Source organism: Nocardioides sp. W7, assembly GCF_022919075.1.
In the GTDB taxonomy this organism is placed as follows: domain Bacteria; phylum Actinomycetota; class Actinomycetes; order Propionibacteriales; family Nocardioidaceae; genus Nocardioides.
Genome location: NZ_CP095078.1, coordinates 3,577,631 through 3,595,065, shown reverse-complemented (window position 1 = coordinate 3,595,065; position 17,435 = coordinate 3,577,631). Strand labels below are relative to the sequence as shown.

At 71.5% G+C, this 17,435-nt stretch carries 17 protein-coding genes; 9 read left to right on the top strand and 8 right to left on the bottom strand.

The features are described 5' to 3' along the window. The first annotated feature begins 2 nt into the window (after window positions 1–2). From tatA to MUB56_RS17005, 5 genes are read left to right on the top strand one after another with little or no spacing between them, the layout of a single operon-like run. On the top strand, window positions 3–287 hold the full coding sequence (tatA, locus tag MUB56_RS17025) for a twin-arginine translocase TatA/TatE family subunit (protein ID WP_244928204.1): 285 nt from the start codon (window positions 3–5) through the stop codon (window positions 285–287). A gap of 8 nt (window positions 288–295) precedes the next feature. Further along, window positions 296–1,150 (top strand): twin-arginine translocase subunit TatC, encoded by an 855-nt coding sequence (gene tatC / locus MUB56_RS17020; RefSeq protein WP_244928203.1) that lies wholly within the window; start codon window positions 296–298, stop codon window positions 1,148–1,150. 1 nt (window position 1,151) lies between these two features. Next, on the top strand, window positions 1,152–1,553 hold the full coding sequence (locus MUB56_RS17015) for a hypothetical protein (RefSeq protein ID WP_244928202.1): 402 nt from the start codon (window positions 1,152–1,154) through the stop codon (window positions 1,551–1,553). 36 nt (window positions 1,554–1,589) lie between these two features. Further along, window positions 1,590–2,462 carry a diacylglycerol kinase gene (locus MUB56_RS17010; RefSeq protein ID WP_244928201.1) on the top strand — a complete coding sequence of 291 codons (873 nt, stop codon included), beginning with the start codon at window positions 1,590–1,592 and terminating at the stop codon, window positions 2,460–2,462. Between the two features lie 9 nt (window positions 2,463–2,471). Beyond that, a complete protein-coding gene (locus MUB56_RS17005; RefSeq protein ID WP_244928200.1) occupies window positions 2,472–5,270 on the top strand; it encodes a DEAD/DEAH box helicase in 2,799 nt (932 codons plus the stop codon). Between the two features lie 97 nt (window positions 5,271–5,367). On the opposite strand, the gene MUB56_RS17000 is transcribed toward MUB56_RS17005, so the two are convergent. After that, window positions 5,368–6,033: an SDR family oxidoreductase gene (locus MUB56_RS17000; RefSeq protein WP_244928199.1), complete on the bottom strand. Its 666-nt coding sequence runs from the start codon at window positions 6,031–6,033 to the stop codon at window positions 5,368–5,370. 28 nt (window positions 6,034–6,061) lie between these two features. Continuing rightward, window positions 6,062–6,991 carry a 5'-3' exonuclease gene (locus tag MUB56_RS16995; RefSeq protein WP_348536692.1) on the bottom strand — a complete coding sequence of 310 codons (930 nt, stop codon included), beginning with the start codon at window positions 6,989–6,991 and terminating at the stop codon, window positions 6,062–6,064. A 51-nt stretch (window positions 6,992–7,042) separates the two neighbouring features. Between MUB56_RS16995 and MUB56_RS16990 the strand changes: the two genes are divergently transcribed. Continuing rightward, entirely contained in the window at window positions 7,043–7,498 is a 456-nt protein-coding gene (locus MUB56_RS16990) for an Lrp/AsnC family transcriptional regulator (protein ID WP_280637297.1), read from the top strand. Between the two features lie 109 nt (window positions 7,499–7,607). On the opposite strand, the gene MUB56_RS16985 is transcribed toward MUB56_RS16990, so the two are convergent. Genes MUB56_RS16985 through MUB56_RS16965 form a run of 5 tightly spaced genes read right to left on the bottom strand, consistent with a single transcriptional unit; the run spans window position 7,608 to window position 13,534 of the window. Beyond that, window positions 7,608–9,086, bottom strand: coding sequence for a lysine 2,3-aminomutase (locus MUB56_RS16985; RefSeq protein ID WP_244928198.1), 1,479 nt, complete (start codon window positions 9,084–9,086; stop codon window positions 7,608–7,610). Window positions 9,087–9,144: 58 nt separating this feature from the next. After that, window positions 9,145–9,753: a GNAT family N-acetyltransferase gene (locus MUB56_RS16980; protein WP_244928197.1), complete on the bottom strand. Its 609-nt coding sequence runs from the start codon at window positions 9,751–9,753 to the stop codon at window positions 9,145–9,147. Next, window positions 9,743–11,362: an amidohydrolase gene (locus MUB56_RS16975; protein ID WP_244928196.1), complete on the bottom strand. Its 1,620-nt coding sequence runs from the start codon at window positions 11,360–11,362 to the stop codon at window positions 9,743–9,745. Before MUB56_RS16975 ends, MUB56_RS16980 begins: the two co-directional genes overlap by 11 nt. Continuing rightward, complete coding sequence (locus MUB56_RS16970; RefSeq protein ID WP_244928195.1) at window positions 11,359–12,795, bottom strand: AMP-binding protein; 1,437 nt, start codon at window positions 12,793–12,795, stop codon at window positions 11,359–11,361. Before MUB56_RS16970 ends, MUB56_RS16975 begins: the two co-directional genes overlap by 4 nt. Then, complete coding sequence (locus MUB56_RS16965) at window positions 12,788–13,534, bottom strand: enoyl-CoA hydratase-related protein (RefSeq protein ID WP_244928194.1); 747 nt, start codon at window positions 13,532–13,534, stop codon at window positions 12,788–12,790. The genes MUB56_RS16970 and MUB56_RS16965 overlap by 8 nt, the downstream gene beginning before the upstream one ends. A 517-nt stretch (window positions 13,535–14,051) precedes the next feature. Between MUB56_RS16965 and lnt the strand changes: the two genes are divergently transcribed. From lnt to MUB56_RS16950, 3 genes are read left to right on the top strand one after another with little or no spacing between them, the layout of a single operon-like run. Beyond that, window positions 14,052–15,593, top strand: coding sequence for an apolipoprotein N-acyltransferase (lnt, locus tag MUB56_RS16960; RefSeq protein WP_244928193.1), 1,542 nt, complete (start codon window positions 14,052–14,054; stop codon window positions 15,591–15,593). A gap of 10 nt (window positions 15,594–15,603) precedes the next feature. Continuing rightward, entirely contained in the window at window positions 15,604–16,383 is a 780-nt protein-coding gene (locus MUB56_RS16955; RefSeq protein ID WP_280637296.1) for a polyprenol monophosphomannose synthase, read from the top strand. Then, on the top strand, window positions 16,380–16,847 hold the full coding sequence (locus tag MUB56_RS16950; protein ID WP_244928192.1) for an FxsA family protein: 468 nt from the start codon (window positions 16,380–16,382) through the stop codon (window positions 16,845–16,847). The genes MUB56_RS16955 and MUB56_RS16950 overlap by 4 nt, the downstream gene beginning before the upstream one ends. 28 nt (window positions 16,848–16,875) lie before the next feature. Here the strand turns inward: MUB56_RS16950 and MUB56_RS16945 are convergent, their stop codons facing one another. Further along, a complete protein-coding gene (locus MUB56_RS16945; protein WP_244928191.1) occupies window positions 16,876–17,265 on the bottom strand; it encodes an RNA polymerase-binding protein RbpA in 390 nt (129 codons plus the stop codon). Window positions 17,266–17,435: the final 170 nt, after the last annotated feature.

Genomic DNA, 17,435 nt, shown 5'->3' with positions numbered 1-17,435 from the left:
CCATGACCACCCCCTTCGTCGCCGGACTCGGTCCGACCGAGCTGCTGATCATCCTGGCCGTCCTGGTCCTCCTGTTCGGCGCGACCAAGCTGCCGGAGCTCGCCCGGGGCAGTGGTCGCGCGCTGCGCATCTTCAAGGCCGAGACCAAGGGCCTGCTCGACGACGACGAGGACGACGTCGCCGCGGGCCAGAAGACGCCCGAGCAGCGCGCGATCGAGGCCCGGCAGGTCGACCTCGACCTCGACGCCGAGGTCGAGCGGCAGCGTCGCGGCGACACCACGACCTGAGACGGTCAGTGGCGTCCTCCACCCCGCTCTCCGGGATCTTCGGGCTCTTCAGCGGCAAGCCGCGCCACCCGGTCGGCGCCGACGGCCGGATGGCCCTGACCGACCACCTGCGTGAGCTGCGCGCCCGGCTGCTGCGCTCGGCGCTGGTGCTGGTCGCGGCCTTCGTGGTGTCGCTGTTCTTCTACGAGCAGCTCCTCGACCTGATCGAGGCCCCGTACCTCGACGCGAGAGCCCAGCTCGGCGACGAGGTCGAGTCCGAGATCGTCATCACCGGCGTCACGCAGCCTCTGATGCTCCAGCTCAAGCTCGCCGGGGTCGCCGCCATCGTGGTCTCCAGCCCGTACTGGCTGATGCAGATCTGGGGCTTCATCGTGCCCGGACTGCACCCGCAGGAGAAGCGCTGGACGCGGGTCTTCGCGGCCATCGCGGGGCCGCTCTTCATCGCCGGCGTCGCGCTGGGCTACTACGTCCTGCCCAAGGGCATCGAGGTGCTGATCGGGTTCACCCCCGTCGACGTCACCAACCTGGTCGACTTCGGCGACTTCTTCTCCTTCGTCGTCCGGATGCTGCTCGTCTTCGGCATCGCGATGGAGATCCCGCTCTTCGTGATCATGCTCAACCTCGCCGGGGTGGTGTCCGGCAAGACGATCGGCCGCTACCGGCCGTGGATCATCATCGGCACCTTCGTGTTCGCCGCCGTCGCGACGCCGTCGACGGACCCGTTCTCGATGCTGATGCTCGCGATCCCCATGCTGGTGCTGTTCGTCGTCGCCGAGATCGTCGCCCGGTTGGTCGACCGGGCGCGTGGCCGTGGCGAGGCCGCCACAGGGCAGTGGGACGACGACGAGACATCCCCGATCTGACGTGCGGCCCGAGCTGGAGGACCTCGACCCCTTCGACCTCCCCGAGTGGCTGGGCGTCTCCGATGTGACGTGGTCGGCCGAGTCGGGGGTCCGCAGCGGCCACGACGTACGCGGCACCCTGGTCGCCGACGGCGGCGAGCTGCCCTGCGACCTCCTCGCGGTCGACGACGCCTGTCCCGAGCCGGTCGCCGACGACGACACCCGCGTGCGCGCCCACCGGGCCTGGCAGCGCGGTCAGGTGCACGTCGTGACCCGGGCGGGCCGACTCACCCTGGCGGTTCCGGGGTCGGGGTTCACTGCCGATCTGGTGCTCGACGCGCTCAGCCGGCTGGCGCTGGCGGTCGGCGCCTCGCCCGAGCACTACACCGCCCGGTTGCGCATCGGCACCGAGCGGCGGCGTTGAGCACCCGCAGAGCCACCTGAGCACTACCCTCCGGATGTGCCCCGCGAGATCGCCCTCCTGACGAACCCCACCGCCGGCAAGGGCAAGGGGGCCCGCGCCCGCGCCGCGGCGCTGCCTCGCTTCCGCGACGCCGGACTCGCCGTACGTGACCTGCAGGGTCGTGACGCCGACGAGGCGCTCGACCTCGCTCGCGAGGCGGTTGCCGACGGCGTCGAGGCCCTGGTCGTCGCCGGGGGCGACGGCATGGCCCACATCGGGGCCCAGGCGGTTGCCTCCACCGGCACCTCGCTCGGGGTGCTCCCGGCCGGCACCGGCAACGACGTGGCCCGCTCCCTGGACCTTCCGCTGAAGGACCCGGTCGCCGCGGCGGACGTGGTGATCGCCGGCCGGACCCGCACCATCGACCTGGCCCGCAGCGGCTCGTCGTACTTCGTGTCCGTGCTGGCCGCGGGCTTCGACGCGGTGGTCAACGAGCGCGCCAACCGGATGACCTGGCCGCGCGGACAGATGCGCTACAACCTGGCCACCATCGCCGAGCTGCGCACCTTCGAGCCGCTGCCGTACGCGCTCGAGCTGGACGGCGTACCGCTGCGCACCGATGCGATGCTGGTCGCCGTCGGCAACGGTCCGTCGTTCGGCGGCGGGCTGCGGATCACCGAGGGCGCCCGGCTCGACGACGGACTCCTCGACGTCGTCATCATTAAGCCGATGAGCAAGGCGGGGCTGGTCCGGACCTACCCCAAGCTCTTCAAGGGCACGCACACCACGCACCCGGCGTACGAGCACCACCTAGCCCGCACCGTGACCATCGCGGCGCCGGGCATCGTGACCTACGCCGACGGGGAGCGGTTCGGCCCCCTGCCCCTCACCGTGGAGTGCGTCCCGGGAGCGCTCACCGTGCTCGCGTAGGTTGGGTCCATGAGTACCGACGAGCTGTCCCCGTCGGAGCGGTACGCCGACTACCGCCAGAACCGTGACCACCCGGTTCTCAAGGACTTCCAGGCGCTGAACGACTTCCCGCTCGACGACTTCCAGCTCCGCGCCTGCCGCGAGATCGAGGAGGGCCGCGGCGTCCTGGTCGCGGCGCCCACCGGCTCCGGCAAGACCATCGTCGGCGAGTTCGCGATCCACCTGGGGCTGCAGGCGGGACGCAAGGCGTTCTACACGACTCCGATCAAGGCGCTGTCCAACCAGAAGTACCAGGACCTCGTCGCACGCTACGGGCCCGAGCAGGTCGGGCTGCTGACCGGTGACATCACGGTCAACGGCGAGGCACCGATCGTGGTGATGACCACCGAGGTGCTGCGCAACATGCTGTACGCCGGTTCGCGGACCCTGATGGGCCTCGGCTTCGTGATCATGGACGAGGTGCACTACCTCGCCGACCGGTCCCGCGGGGCGGTGTGGGAGGAGGTGATCATCCACCTCCCGGAGTCGGTCACGCTGGTGTCGCTCTCGGCGACGGTCTCCAACGCCGAGGAGTTCGGCGAGTGGCTGGCCACGGTTCGCGGCGAGACCGCCACGATCCTCGAGGAACGGCGGCCGGTGCCGCTGTACCAGCACGTGATGGTCGGCAAGCGGTTGCTGGACCTGTTCGCCGACTCCGACGTCGACGCCGCCGCCGGCTTCGTCAAGGACGGTGCACCCGTCAACAACGAGCTGATGAAGGTGGCCCGCGACGACTGGGCGGCCAGCAAGATCAAGGACCGCCGCTCACCGCGCGATCGCAACCGGGGCGGCGGACCCCGGCAGGTCGGCAACGGACGGCGGGTGTGGATCCCCAGCCGGTCGGACGTCATCGAGCGGCTCGACCGCGAGGGGCTGCTCCCGGCGATCGTGTTCATCTTCAGCCGGGTCGGCTGCGACGCGGCGGTCACCCAGGCGCTCAACGCCGGGATCCGGCTCACCACGCCACAGGAGCGCGACACGATCTACGCGTACGTCGAGGCCTCCTGCCGGCACCTGCCGGAGGAGGACCTGCACGTCCTCGGCTACCACGACTTCCTCGACGGGCTGACCCGTGGCATCGCGGCCCACCACGCCGGGATGCTGCCCGCGTTCAAGCAGTGCGTGGAGGAGATGTTCCTGCGCGGGCTGTGCAAGGTCGTGTTCGCCACCGAGACCCTCGCGCTCGGCATCAACATGCCGGCGCGCACGGTCGTCATCGAGAAGCTCTCGAAGTGGAACGGCGAGACCCACGCCGACCTGACGCCGGGGGAGTACACCCAGCTGACCGGCCGGGCCGGCCGGCGCGGACTCGACACCGAGGGGCACGGCGTCGTCCTGTGGCAGCCCGGCATGAACCCCCGGGAGGTGGCCGGTCTCGCCTCGACCCGGACCTACCCGCTGCGGTCGTCGTTCCGGCCGTCGTACAACATGGCCGTCAACCTGGTGCACCAGTTCGGTCGCGACACCTCGCGTCAGCTGCTGGAGCAGTCGTTCGCGCAGTTCCAGGCCGACAAGGCCGTCGTGGGGCTGGCCCGCCAGGTGCGGAAGGCCGAGACGGCGCTCGAGGGCTACCAGGAGGCCGCCACGTGCCACCTCGGCGACTTCATGGAGTACGCCGCCCTGCGCCGCCGCATCTCCGACGTCGAGAAGGACGCCAACCGGTCCCGCAGGGCCGACCGCCGCGACGAGGCGATCGCGTCGCTGAAGGAGCTGCGGCCCGGCGACGTCATCCAGATCCCGACCGGCAAGTTCGCGGGGTACGCCGTCGTCATCGATCCCGGCTGGTCGGAGGACGGGCCGCGTCCGTACGTCGTCACCGCCGACCGGCAGGCGCGGCGGCTGGCGATGATCGACTTCCCGACGCCCGTGGTGGCGCTGTCCCGGCTGAAGGTGCCCAAGAGCTTCAACGGCCGCAACCCGCAGATGCGCCGCGACCTCGCTGCCGCGCTCCGCTCCCGTACCCACGACCTGGCGCCGCCGCCGCCGGGTCGTCGTACCGCTGACTCGCGCTCGACCCTCGCGCACTCCGGCGCCGACGAGGAGGTGTCCCGGCTGCGAGCCCAGCTCCAGGCCCACCCCTGCCACGCCTGCTCGGATCGCGAGGACCACTCGCGCTGGGCCGAGCGCTGGTTCAAGCTGCACCGCGACACCGAGACGCTGAAGCGACGTGTCGAGACGCGCACCAACACCGTCGCCCGACAGTTCGACCGGGTCTGCGACGTGCTGACGGCGCTCGGCTACCTCTCCGGCGACGACATCACCCCGCGCGGGCGGCACCTGATGCGGCTCTACTCCGAGCTCGACCTGCTCGCCGCGGAGTGCCTGCGAAATGGGCTCTGGGACGACCTGGACCCCTCCGAGCTGGCGGCGGCGCTGTCCGTCCTCGTCTTCGAGGCCCGACGGCCCGACGACGCCTCCTCGCCCCGGCTCCCCGGCGGCGCGGTGCGGGAGACCATCGGCTCGATGGTGCGGCTCTGGGGCGACCTGGACCGGCTCGAGAAGGACCACAAGCTCGACTACCTGCGCCAGCCCGACCTGGGCTTCGCCTGGCTGGCCTACCGCTGGGCCGAGGGCGACGAGCTCGACGACCTGCTCGGCGCCAGCGAGCTCGCCGCCGGCGACTTCGTGCGCTGGATGAAGCAGCTGCTCGACCTCGCCGGACAGGTCGCCAACGCCGCCGGCGACTCACCCGTGCGCGAGAGCGCGCGTGAGGTGGTGCGCCGGATCCGGCGCGGAGTGGTGGCCTACTCCGGGCTCGCTGAGGCGTAAAGAGTCGGCTTAGCGTTGCGTTTGGTCACCAACCGCGCGCTGGCGCGCGAATCCGATGCCGTTGGTGACCAAACGGCAACGGCATCAAGCTCCCAGCTCAGCCGGCTTCGACCTGAGCCCGCACCGCCTCCGGAACGGGGGTGTCGCCCCCGACCAGCTCCCACTGCCGGCCGACCGTGGATTCCTGGCCGAGTACAGCGGCGACGACGGCGGCGACGTCCGCGCGCGTGACGTCGCCGCGGTCGACCTTCGGGCCGAGGGTGATGCGCCCGGTGGCGGGGTCGTCGGTGAGCCGGCCGGGGCGGATGATCGTCCAGGCCAAGCCACTGTCGCGCAGGGCGGCATCGGCGTCGCGCTTGGCCTCGACGTACGCACGCCACACCTCCGCGGTGTCGTCGGGCAGCGGCTCGTCGACGCCGATGGCCGAGATCTGCACGAAGCGCTGGATGCCGGCCCACCGGGCGCCCTCGATCGACTTCAGCGAGCCCTCCAGGTCGACGGTGCGCTTGCGGTCGATGTTTCCGTCGGGGCCGCCACCCGCGGCGAAGACCACCGCGGCGCAGCCCTCGAACGCCGCGGCGAAGGCGTCGGCATCCTGCTGCTCGATGTCGAGCAGCCGCACCTCGGCACCGCGCTGCTCGAGCTCCGCGCGGTACTCCTCCTTGCGCACCAGCGCCACCGGGCGGTGCTCGGTGCGCCGCAACTCGACGAGCAGGTGGCGGGCCACCTGGCCATGGCCTCCGACGATCGCGATCTTGTCCATGCCCTCCACCGTAGGAGGGGACCGGTGATCAGCGGGTCAGAGCCGCGGTCAGCCGCTCGGCGGGCGACTCCAGTCCCCGGCGCACGGCGAGCTCGTGCACCTTCGCCGGGTCTCGCGGAGCCAGGGGGAGCAGCAGGTCGCTGCGGTCGAGGGGCAGGTCGCGGGCGACCGCGACGACCTGCGGCGCCACCGCCAGGTAGTCGGCCGCCGCCTTGATCTTGCTGCGCGGTCCGGGCCCGAGGTCGGACGCCGGGTCGTGGACGGCGGCGATGATGCCGGCCATGTCGCCAAAGCGCTGCAGCAGGGTGGCCGCGGTCTTCTCGCCGACCCCCTTCACGCCGGGCAGACCGTCGGAGGCATCGCCTCGCAGGGTGGCGAAGTCGGCGTACTGGCGGGCGTCGATGCCGTACTTGTCGACCACCCACTGGTTGGTGATCCGCTCGTGGTTGCCCACCCCGCGGGCGATGTAGAGCACCCGGACGTCGGCGTCGTCGTCGACGAGCTGGAACAGGTCCCGGTCACCGGTGACGATGTCCACCGGTTGGCCCGCGTCGGTGGCGAGGGTGCCGATCACATCGTCGGCCTCGTAGCCGTCGTGGCCGATCACGGCGATGCCGAACGCGTCGAGGACCTCCAAGATGATCGGCACCTGAACCTGCAGGTCGTCCTCGATCACCTCGACGTCGGGCGCTGTCGCCACTTCCTCGACCACACGGTGCCCCTTGTACGACGGCACCAGGTCGACGCGCCACTGCGGACGCCAGTCGTTGTCCCAGCAGCAGACCAGGTGGCTCGGCTCGTACTGGGTGACGAGCCGGCTGATGAAGTCCATCAGGCCACGCACCGCGTTCACGGGGGTGCCGTCCGGGGCGCTGATCGGGGGCACCCCGAAGTAGGCCCGGAAGTACATCGAGGCAGTGTCGAGGAGCATCAGGCGGCCGGTCTGCGGGCTGGTCACGTCCGTGATCCTGCCATGTGGTGACGGGCGAGTGTCGCTACCCTGTCGGCCGTGAGCCCTCCCGACGTCGAAGCCACCGATCGCAAGATCCTCGACCTCCTGGCCGCCGACGGCCGGATGTCTTTCACCGATCTCGGCAAGGCCACCGGCCTGTCGACGTCGGCGGTGCACCAGCGGGTCAAGCGGCTGGAGCAGCGGGGTTTGATCCTCGGCTACGGCGCCACGATCAACCACGAGGAGGTCGGGATGCCGCTGACGGCGTTCATCTCGATCCGACCGATCGATCCCTCGCAGCCCGATGACTCACCCGAACGGCTCCGCGACGTGCCCGAGATCGAGTCCTGCTGGTCGGTGGCGGGCGAGGAGTCGTACGTGCTGAAGGTGCGGGTCGCCACGCCGCGTCACCTCGAGGAGCTGCTGGCGCGGATCCGGGCCGCGGCGAACGTCTCGACCCGCACCACGATCGTGCTCTCGACGTTCTACGAGAACCGGCCTGTCAGCGGCTGACCGACGACGGTGCCGTTTGGTCACCAACCGCAACGCGGGCGACCGATCCGCTGCCGTTGGTGACCAAACGGCACACCCCGGGCACCGCCCCCGTGACCGCAAGCAGGAATCAGTGCGCCTGCAGCGCCGCCGTACGTCGGGAGGCCTCGGCGGCCTCGGCGGCCAGCAGCTTGGACTCGTCGAGCCGTCCGTGCTGCTCCCACCACTCCCGGCCGGCGGCGGGCAGGGTGTGGATCGGGTCGTAGTACTCGTAGGTCCGGGTCAGCGCCTCGGGGTCGCTTGCCTCGATCGAGGTGCGGTAGTTCTTCGTCCAGTACGAGATGCCGCGCTCGGTGTCGTAGCCGCTGAGCTGATGCACCCAGCGCTTACCGACGAACGGGACGTCGCAGACGATCCGCGGGGTCGCGAAGCCGGGCATGTAGCCCATGATGTGGTGCTGCAGCCGCTGGGCGTGGGCGACCGAGACCCGCCAGTGCTCGGAGTAGGGGATCAGGTCGCACATGTAGAAGTAGTAGGGCATGATCCGCGCGCCGTCGAGGAGCCTGAAGCACAGGTCGAGCAGCGCGTGCGGATCGGCGTTCACGCCGTTGAGCAGCACCCCCTGGTTGCGCACGTCGCGTAGTCCGGCGTCGAGCATCGCCCCGGCCGCCTGCGCCACGATCGGCGTGATCGACTGGGCGTGGTTGGCGTGGGTGTGCATGGCCACCGATACGCCTCGGGCGCGGGCCAGCTCGGCGACCCGGCCGATGCCCTCGACCACGTCGGGCTGCAGCCAGTGCTGCGGCAGGCCGATCAGCGCCTTGGTCGCGAGGCGGATGTCGCGGACGTTCTCGATCTCCAGCACCGAGGTCAGGAACGCCTCGAGTCGGGGCCAGGGCATGTTGGCCACGTCGCCGCCGGAGACCACGACGTCGCGCACGGACGGCGTACGCCGCAGGTAGGCCAGCATGTCGCCCAGCCGGTCTTGCGGTTTGGTCACAAACCGCAATTTCTCGATCACCGGCGTGGAGTTGCCGACCAGGTCCATCCGGGTGCAGTGCCCGCAGTACTGCGGGCAGGTCGGCAGCAGCTCGGCGAGCACCTTGGTGGGGTAGCGATGGGTGAGGCCCTCGGTCGCCCACATGTCGTGCTCGTGCAGCGAGTCGCGGGTGGCGTGCGGGTGCGAGGGCCAGTCGGTACGACGGTCGCTGAAGACCGGGAGCATGTAGTGGCGGATCGGGTCGCCGTAGAAGGCCTCCGTGAACGCCTCGGTCAGCGAGCCGGACCCGGCAGGCTCGAATCCGGGGACCATCGTGTTGAGCATCTGCGGCGGCACCAGCATCGACATCGTGGCGCGCTCGGCCTGGTCACGCTCGAGGTCGGCGTAGAACCGGTCGTCGAGCAGGTCGCCCATCAGCTCACGCAGCTGCTTGACGTTCTTGACGCAGTGCGTGCGCTGCCACTGCACCGAGGCCCACTCGCTGGCGCTCACGTCCCGCCATCCGGGGAAACGGGTCCAGTCGGGCTCGACGAGCTCCACCCGCCGGTACGGGTAGGGCTGTCCGGTCTCGTCCTCCACCGGGGGCGCGATCGAAGTCTCGATGGTCATGGACCCAGGGTGCCACAGGATCTCCTGCAGTCCGAGAATGCAGCAACACGATCTTCTGTCAGAGCAGGTTGCTGGCCACCAGTGTCCGGCGTACGACGGGGGAGTCGGCCGGGACGCCGTACCGCCGCTCGTAGACGCCCTCCACCAGTTCGCGCAGCGCCTCCTCAGGTACGCCGGGCCGCAGCGGCCGGTCCATCAGCCGCAGCGCCGGCGCGTGCCCGTCGTCGTGGGGTGGGAAGTACTCCCGGACCGGGAGCAGCCGGCCGCCGAGCCGTTCGTAGAAGGCGATCCGGCGCCGGTGCTCCTCGACGGCGTGGTCGGGGAGCCCCGGCTCGTCGGGGTCCTCGACGTCCCAGACCAGGCGGGTGCGGCCCTCGGCGGCGAGCAGTGCGGTCAGGTCCGCCCACATCAGCGACCCGATGCCGCGTCCGCGGCGGCCGACGGCGTAGTAGCGCAGGAACGTCCACCCGGTCGGGCCCAGGTCGCGCACCAGCGCGAACCCGCTCGGGCCGTCGTCCTCGACGCGCACGAGCAGCCGGTCGATGAGCAGGTCGGCGAACGGCACCGTCAGCTCCTCGGGGAACGCCGCCTCGTAGATCGCGCGAACCGCCTCGAGCTCGGGGTCAGACAGGGTCGCGGCCGAGACCAGCCGCCCGTCACCAGGCACCGTGCACCACCTCTCCGCCCAGCACCGTGCCGAGCACCTCGAGGTCGCGGATCGTGGCCGGGTCGACGCTCGCCGGGTCGTCGGAGAGCACCACGAGGTCGGCCCGCTTGCCGACGGCGACCGTGCCGCGGTCGTGCTCCTGGTGCGAGGCGTACGCCGACCCGAGGGTGTACGCCGTCAGCGCCTCCAGGCCGGTGATCGCCTCCTCGGGGCCGCAGGGCGACCCGCTCTCGGTCAGGCGGTTGACCATGTCGTGGATGCCGAGCAGCGGCGCGCCGTCGACGACCGGCCGGTCGGAGCTCCCGGGTGGCGTGATGCCCGCATCCAGCAGCGAGCGATACCGGTACGCCCAGCCCGCCCGGTCGGGACCGAGCGCCCGCAGCATGCCGTCGCCGATCTCACCGACGAACCGGCCCTGCGGCACCGGAACGACCCCGAGCTCCGCCGCGCGGGCGACCTGGTCGGGGCGCGAGACCCCGAAGTGCTCGATCCGGTGGCGTACGTCGGGCCGCGGCCACCGGGACTGCGCGTCGGCGTACGCGTCGAGGACCAGGTCGATCGCGGCGTCGCCGATCGCGTGGGTCGCGACCCGCCATCCCGACCGGTGCGCCTCGAGGATGGTCCGGGTGAGCGCGTCGGCGTCGTCCTGGAGGTAGCCCCGCGAGCCGGGGGTGTCGGCGAAGTCCGCGGTCAGGGCGCAGGTGTGCCCGATCAGGGAGCCGTCGGAGAAGACCTTGACCGGCCCGATCCGCAGCCGGTCGTCGCCGAGCCCGGAGCGGATGCCGAGGTCGAGCCCGCGGACGACGCCGTCCTCGGCGTGTGCGGTCAGCGGATGCAGCGCGTCGGCGGCCACCATCAGCTCGACCCGGACCGGCAGTCGTCCGGTGTCGCGAGCCAGCTGGTAGGCCGCCACCTCGACCGGGCTCTTGCCGATCCAGCCGCCGCCGATGCCGGCCTCCACGACGCTGGTGATGCCCTGGGACAGGTACACCCGCCCGGCGCGCTCGATCGCGTCCACCAGGGTGGCGACGGGGTAGGGGAGGACCAGCCGGGAGAGCAGCTGCTGGGCCTGCTCCTGCAGCAGGCCGGTCGGTCGGCCGGCCCCGTCGACGACGACCAGGCCGCCGGGCACCTCGACGGGCGCGTCGGCGATGCCGAGCTCGGCCAGCACCGTGCTGTTCACCGTGCACATGTGCCCGGAGGTGTGCTTGAGCCAGACCGGTCGGCCGTCGGCCGCGCGGTCCAGCGAGCTGCGGTCCGGGTGGGCGCCGAGCTTGTTCTCGTCGTACCCCGCACCGACGACCCACTCGTCGGGTCCGAGCCCGGCTGCTCGGGCCGCGACGGCGTCGTACAGCGCCTCGAGGCTCGGCACCCGCAGGTCGACCTCGGCCAGCGACAGGCCGTACCAGGCCATGTGGTTGTGCGCGTCGTGGAAGCCGGGCGCGACCACCGCCCCGCCGAGGTCGATCGCGCGACGGGCGGGCACGTCCTCAAGCGCGACGATCCGACCGTTCAGCACCGCGACGGCCGGAGCCACGTCGCCGCGACCGAGCCCCTCCAGGGTGCGGACCCGGGCGTTGGTCAGCAGCAGATCGGCCTGCAGGCTCACAGCTTCGCCTTCTCCACGCGGTGCGAGGCGGTCAGCGGCAGGTCGTCGCGGAACTCCCAGAACCGCGGCACCTTGAAGTCCGCCAGCCGCTCGCGGCACCACGCGTCGAGCTCCGCGGAGCCGGCGCCGGGCGCCACGACGTACGCCTTGACCTCCTCGCCGCGGAGCTCGTCGGGTACGCCGACGACCGCGGCCAGGCGGACGGCCGGGTGGGTGAGCAACACGTCCTCCACCTCGCGCGCGGCGATGTTCTCGCCGCTGCGCCGGATCATGTCCTTGAGCCGACCGGTGAGGTAGACCCGCCCCTGCTCGTCGAGCCGGGCCAGGTCGCCGGTGGGGAACCAGCCGTCCACGAAGGGGGAGTGGTGGCCGAGGTAGCCCTCCATCATGCCGGGACCGCGCAGCCACAGCTCGCCCTCGACGAGTTTGACCTGCCGGTGCGCCGCCGGCCGGCCGAGGCAGCCGGTGCCGACCAGCTCGTCGTGGTCGTCGGCGCCGACCCGGAGGTCGGCGCCGGTCTCGGTCATGCCGAACGCCTCGTACCACGCGACGCCCCAGCGCTCCTCCAGCTCGGCGTGCAGCGCGGCCGGGATGGCCGAGCACTGCACCGCGCGCACGCGGTGCGCCCGGTCGAGCGGGTCCGGCGGCATCCGGAGCAGCAGCGTCGGCATGGCGGCCAGGCAGTAGAAGTAGGTCACCTCGTGCTCGCGGACCTTGGCCCAGAAGCTCGAGGGGTGGAAGCCGTCGAGGGCCACCAGGTGGGCGCCGGACAGCAGCGCGGTCACCACGTTCCACTGCGGGTCGAGGTAGAAGAAGGGCTGCGCGGTCAGCATCACGTCAGCGGTCACCACGTGCGGGAACTCCTGCAGCATCGAGGTGCCCAGGGTCGTCCAGTAGCGGTGGGTGAGCAGGCAGCCCTTGGGGTTCCCGGTGGTGCCCGAGGTGTACTGCACGTTGACGACCGTGTCGGGGTCGACCAGGCCCTGCGCCCAGGCGCCCATCGGCGCGAGGTCCTCGACCAGCACGACATCGGTGAGCGGGTCGAGCAGGTCGTCGTACGACGGCGAGGTGACCGCGATCCGCGAACCGGCATCAGTCAGGACGTGTCCGACGTCGGTCGAGCGGTAGCGGACGTTGAGCGGCACCATCGCCGCCCCGATCCGCATCAGGGCCAGCCAGACCAGCGGGAACTCGGGCTGGTTGTCCAGCATCACCGCCACCCGGTCGCCGGGGACGACCCCACGCTCGTGCAGGGCCTGGGCGTACGCCGCGGAGCGCTGCGCGACCTCCAGGAAGCTCAGCGTCGCGCTCGGCCCGTCGCCCGGGTCGAAGGTCCAGGCCGGCCGGTCCGGCCACCGCTCGGCAGCCAGCAGGAGGTGGTCGACCAGGCTGTGATCGATCAGGCTGTGGTCGACCAGCGGCTGCTCAGCCACGGCCGAACGCCTCCCGCGGTGCGTCGCCCTCCCCGGAGAGGGAGGTCAGCAGGGCGTGGTCGACCTCGCGGCCCAGCGCCTCCTCGAAGCTCGCGTCGAGACCCTCGTCGAGCACCCGCTTGGCCAGGCTCACCGACAGCGGCGGACGCTGAGCGATCCGCCGGGCGATCTCGAGGGCGACCGTCTCGTGCTCGCCGGGGGGTACGACGCGTGCCACCAGCCCGATCTCACCCGCCCGGGTCCCGGTGACCCGCTCCCCGAGCAGCATCAGCTCCTTGGCGCGCGCCCAGCCCACGAGGGCGGGCAGCAGCCGGGAGATGCCGCCCGTGACGCTGAGCCCCACCTCGACCTCCGGGAAGCCGAACTGGGCGTCCTCGGTCGCGACGACGACGTCGCACGCGAGGGCGAACTCGCAGCCCGCGCCGAGCGCGTGGCCGTGCACCGCAGCGACGACCGGACCGGGGAAGGCGCGGACCAGGCGGGTGACGTCCTGGATCACCTCGAGGCGGGCCCGGGTCTCCAGGGGCGACTCGACCGGCTCGGGCTCCTTCAGGTCGTGCCCGGCGCAGAAGGACCGTCCCCGTCCGGCCAGCACCACCGCGCGCGCCCCCTCGGCGGCGGCCCGGCGCAGCGCGTCGGCCAGCCCCTCGGTGAGGGCCGGCACCACGGCGTTGAGCCGGTCGGGCCGGTTGAGATGCACCTGGACGACGTCATCGTCGCGGGTGTAGTCGACCGTCACGGGTCGCTCCTTCCTGGCTGTGCCACAGCCGACGACTCGGTGCGTCCTGCGGCACGCAGACGCTACGCCGGGTCGGTCCGGAAGCGACAGCGCGCCCGGCTCGGATAGCAGCCTTTGCACGCGTTCGCGAGATTCGTTCCGCGACACGCCGAGCTGGTCTGGAATCTGGCCGAAATTCTGGTGAATTCTGCGCGCCGCTGACCTGCGACGACGCACGTTTGTGCAGGTCACTGCCGTGTTGACAGGCCCTGGTGAAAACCGCGACTGTGTGCCGTCCGCTCATGCAGATCGTGGCCGGTGGACCGACGTCCGAGTGGCCGTGTCGGAGGGTGGGGTGCCACCCACCCGTCCGACACAGTTCGCGGAGGTCGGTCCGCTCCGCGAGGGTGGACTCGGAAGGACCTCGGACCCCCTAGACAACAACCCGAGCTCGGCAGCCGGTCATTCCCGGGTTGGTCCGAAGGGTTTCGGGGTCCTTCCGGAGCTCTGCAACACCCCACCGGATACCTTCACACCTGTGCTGTCCCGGACCCTCCTGGCCCTCGTCGCAGGAGTGACCCTCTCGCTGGCCTTCGAGCCCGTGGCCGCGCCCGTGGTGCTGCCGTTCGCGGTGGCGGCGTTCTTCGTCTGCGCCCGGGGCCTCCGTGCCCGCCAGGGCTGGTGGGTCGGGCTGGCCTTCGGCGTCGGCTTCTACTTCGTGCACATCTGGTGGATGCGCGCCGTCGCGACCGCTGCCTGGGTGGGGTTGGCCGGGGTCGAGGCCCTCTTCTACGGGCTCCTCGGCGCCGTCGTCGCCGTCCTCGGCACCCGGCGCTGGTGGCCGCTGTGGGTCGCCGCGGCCTGGGTGAGCGTGGAGGTCTGGCGCAGCGGCTGGCCGTTCAGCGGCATGCCGTGGGGCCGGCTGGCCTTCGCCACGGTCGACACGCCGGTCGCCGCATCCCTCCCGTACGTCGGCATGGTCGGCGTGTCGGCCCTGCTCGCGCTCGCCGGTGCACTGCTGGCCTGGCTGGCCGTCGCCCGCGGCCGGGAGCGCCGGTTCGCGCTCGGGTCGGTCGCCGCCCTCGTGGTGGTGCTCGCGGTGCCCGCAATCGCGTCGTACGACCCGGAGGAGGTCGGCTCGACCACCGTGGCGGTGGTCCAGGGCGACGTCCCCGGGCCGGGCAACGACATCCTGTACGACGCCGACGGGGTCACCGAGAACCACGTCCGGGCGACCGTCGGACTGGCCGCCGACGTGGCGGCCGGCGACCAGCCGCAGCCGGACTTCGTGCTCTGGCCGGAGAACTCGACGGCGTCCGACCCGTTCCGGCGGCAGGTGATCGGCGACGGCATCCGCGAGGCGGCCGCCGCGATCGGCGTACCCGTGCTGGTCGGGGCGATCGTCGACGCCGGCGAGGACCACGTCCTCAACCAGGGGATCGTGTGGGATCCCGTCACCGGAGCGGGGGAGCGCTACACCAAGCGACACCCGGTGCCGTACGGCGAGTACATCCCGTTCCGCCAGTACATCGACGCCAACTTCGGCGAGCTCGCCCGGATCGGGCGCGACATGCTGAGCGGCACCCGCAAGGAGCCGATCACCGTCGCCGGGGTCCCCGTCGTCGACGCGATCTGCTTCGACATCGCCTACGACGACGGGCTGCAGGCGCAGCTGACCCGCGGCGGGCAGCTGCTCGCGGTCCAGACCAGCAACGCGACCTTCATCGAGACCGACCAGATCGACCAGCAGTTCGCCATCACCCGGCTGCGCGCGATCGAGGCGGGCCGGTGGCTGGTCGTCGCGTCGACGAACGGCGTCAGCGGGGTGGTCGCCCCCGACGGCTCGGTGGTCGCCACCCCCGACCCGCGCACCACCGCGGTCCTGGTCGAGGAGGTCGGACTGGTCGACGCCGTGACACCCGGCATCCGGGTCGGCCCCTGGGTCGCTCGGCTCTGCATCCTGGTGACACTGGCCGGCCTGCTGTACTCCCTGCTCGCGTATCGTCGACAGCGGAGACGGTCACGAGTCGTCGTCCCCGGTCCACCCGGACCCGAGCTGCAGGAGACGAAGCAGGAATGAGGCTTCCCGCGTGAGCACTGGAGACCCCTCGGGGCTGGGCCGCGTCGTGATCGTGATGCCGACGTACGACGAGGCCGACAACCTGGCCTGGATCGTGGCCCGGCTGCGCGCCGCCCAGCCGGACGTCGACGTGCTCGTGGTCGACGACGACTCGCCCGACGGCACCGGCCGGATCGCCGACGAGCTGGCGGCCGCGGACCCCCGGGTCCAGGTGCTCCACCGCACCGCGAAGGGCGGCCTCGGTGCCGCCTACCGTCATGGCTTCGCCTTCGCCCTCGCGGAGGGCTACGACGTCATCGGCGAGATGGACGCCGACGGGTCACACCAGCCCGAGCAGCTCGGACTGCTCCTGGACGCGCTCGCCGACGCCGACCTGGTGATCGGCTCGCGCTACGTCCCCGGGGGCTCCGTGGTCAACTGGCCGCGCTCGCGGGAGTGGCTCTCGCGTGGCGGCAACCTGTACGTCCGGCTGCTGCTCGGGATCAAGGTCCGCGACGCCACGGCCGGCTTCCGGCTGTTCCGCCGCGGCACGCTGGAGAAGATCGACCTCGCCTCGGTCGTCTCGACCGGCTACGTCTTCCAGACCGACATGGTCGCGCGCACGCTGAGTGCCGGGCTGACCGTGCGCGAGGTGCCGATCGAGTTCGTCGAGCGTGAGCGGGGCGACTCCAAGATGAGCCGGGCGGTCGCGGTGGAATCCCTGCAGCGGATCACCTGGTGGGGCCTGCGTGAGCGTCGCGACCAGGCTCGCCGGGTGTGGCAGGACCGTTCCTGGGGGACTCGCTCATGAGCCGGCGTCGAAGCACCCGATGGGTGCTCTTCGTCCTGTTCGTGGTGGTGCCACTGGCCGAGCTCTACGTGCTGATCCAGGTCGGGCAGGTGATCGGTGCGTGGTGGACGATCCTGCTGCTGGTGCTCGACAGCATCCTGGGCACCTGGCTCATCCGCCGCGAGGGCGGCCGGGCGCTCAGCGCGTTGCGCACCGCCCTGGAGAGCGGTCGGATGCCGGCCCGCGAGCTCGCCGACGGCGCCCTGCTGCTCGTCGGCGGCACGCTGATGCTCAGCCCGGGCTTCGTCACCGACCTGTTCGGCATCCTGCTGATCCTGCCCGTCACCCGGCCGGTGTTCCGGCGCATCCTGACCCGCGTGGTCACCGCACGGCTGCTCGCCACGTCCCTGGGGCCGAACGCACAGCGCCCCGGACCGGGATCCGACGGATCCGTGGTCCGGGGCGAGGTCGTCGACGACTCCTGAGCACCCGAGATCGGTTGCCCAGGCGGCGTCAGGCCGAGGCCGCCTTGCGTTTCTTCGCGTTGGCCCGGTGCAGATGCGCCGGACCGATCTCGCCGCCACGCAGCAGCTCGAGGCGCTCCTTGAGGATGTCCTCGAGCTCCTTCTCCGAGCGGCGCTCGAGCAGCATGTCCCAGTGCGTGCGGGCAGGCTTCTCGTTCTTCGCCTCGGGCTCGATGCCCGAGGTGCTGAGGCTCTCCGCGCCACAGCGCGGGCACTCCCAGATGGCTGGTACGTCGGCTTCGACGGACATCGTGATCTCGAACTCGTGCCCCTGCGGGCAGCGATATCCGACCTGCTGACGAGCCGCGAACTCGATCCCGCGCTCGTCCTCGAAGCTCTGGCCTCCGAGTCGGGCACCGCGCAACGTGCGCTCCGCCATGAGGCACCTCCGTTTTCTGTCCCCCGTGGACGATGACCGAGAGGACCTGGATGGTTTCTCTCAGAAGTCTTCAACGGTACTGAGCGGTCCAAGATTCCGACAATCGGCGCTCCGCGCCCCGAACGCCCGAGATTCTCGGCTTCCTCTCAGGTACCCCGTGCGACGGCAGT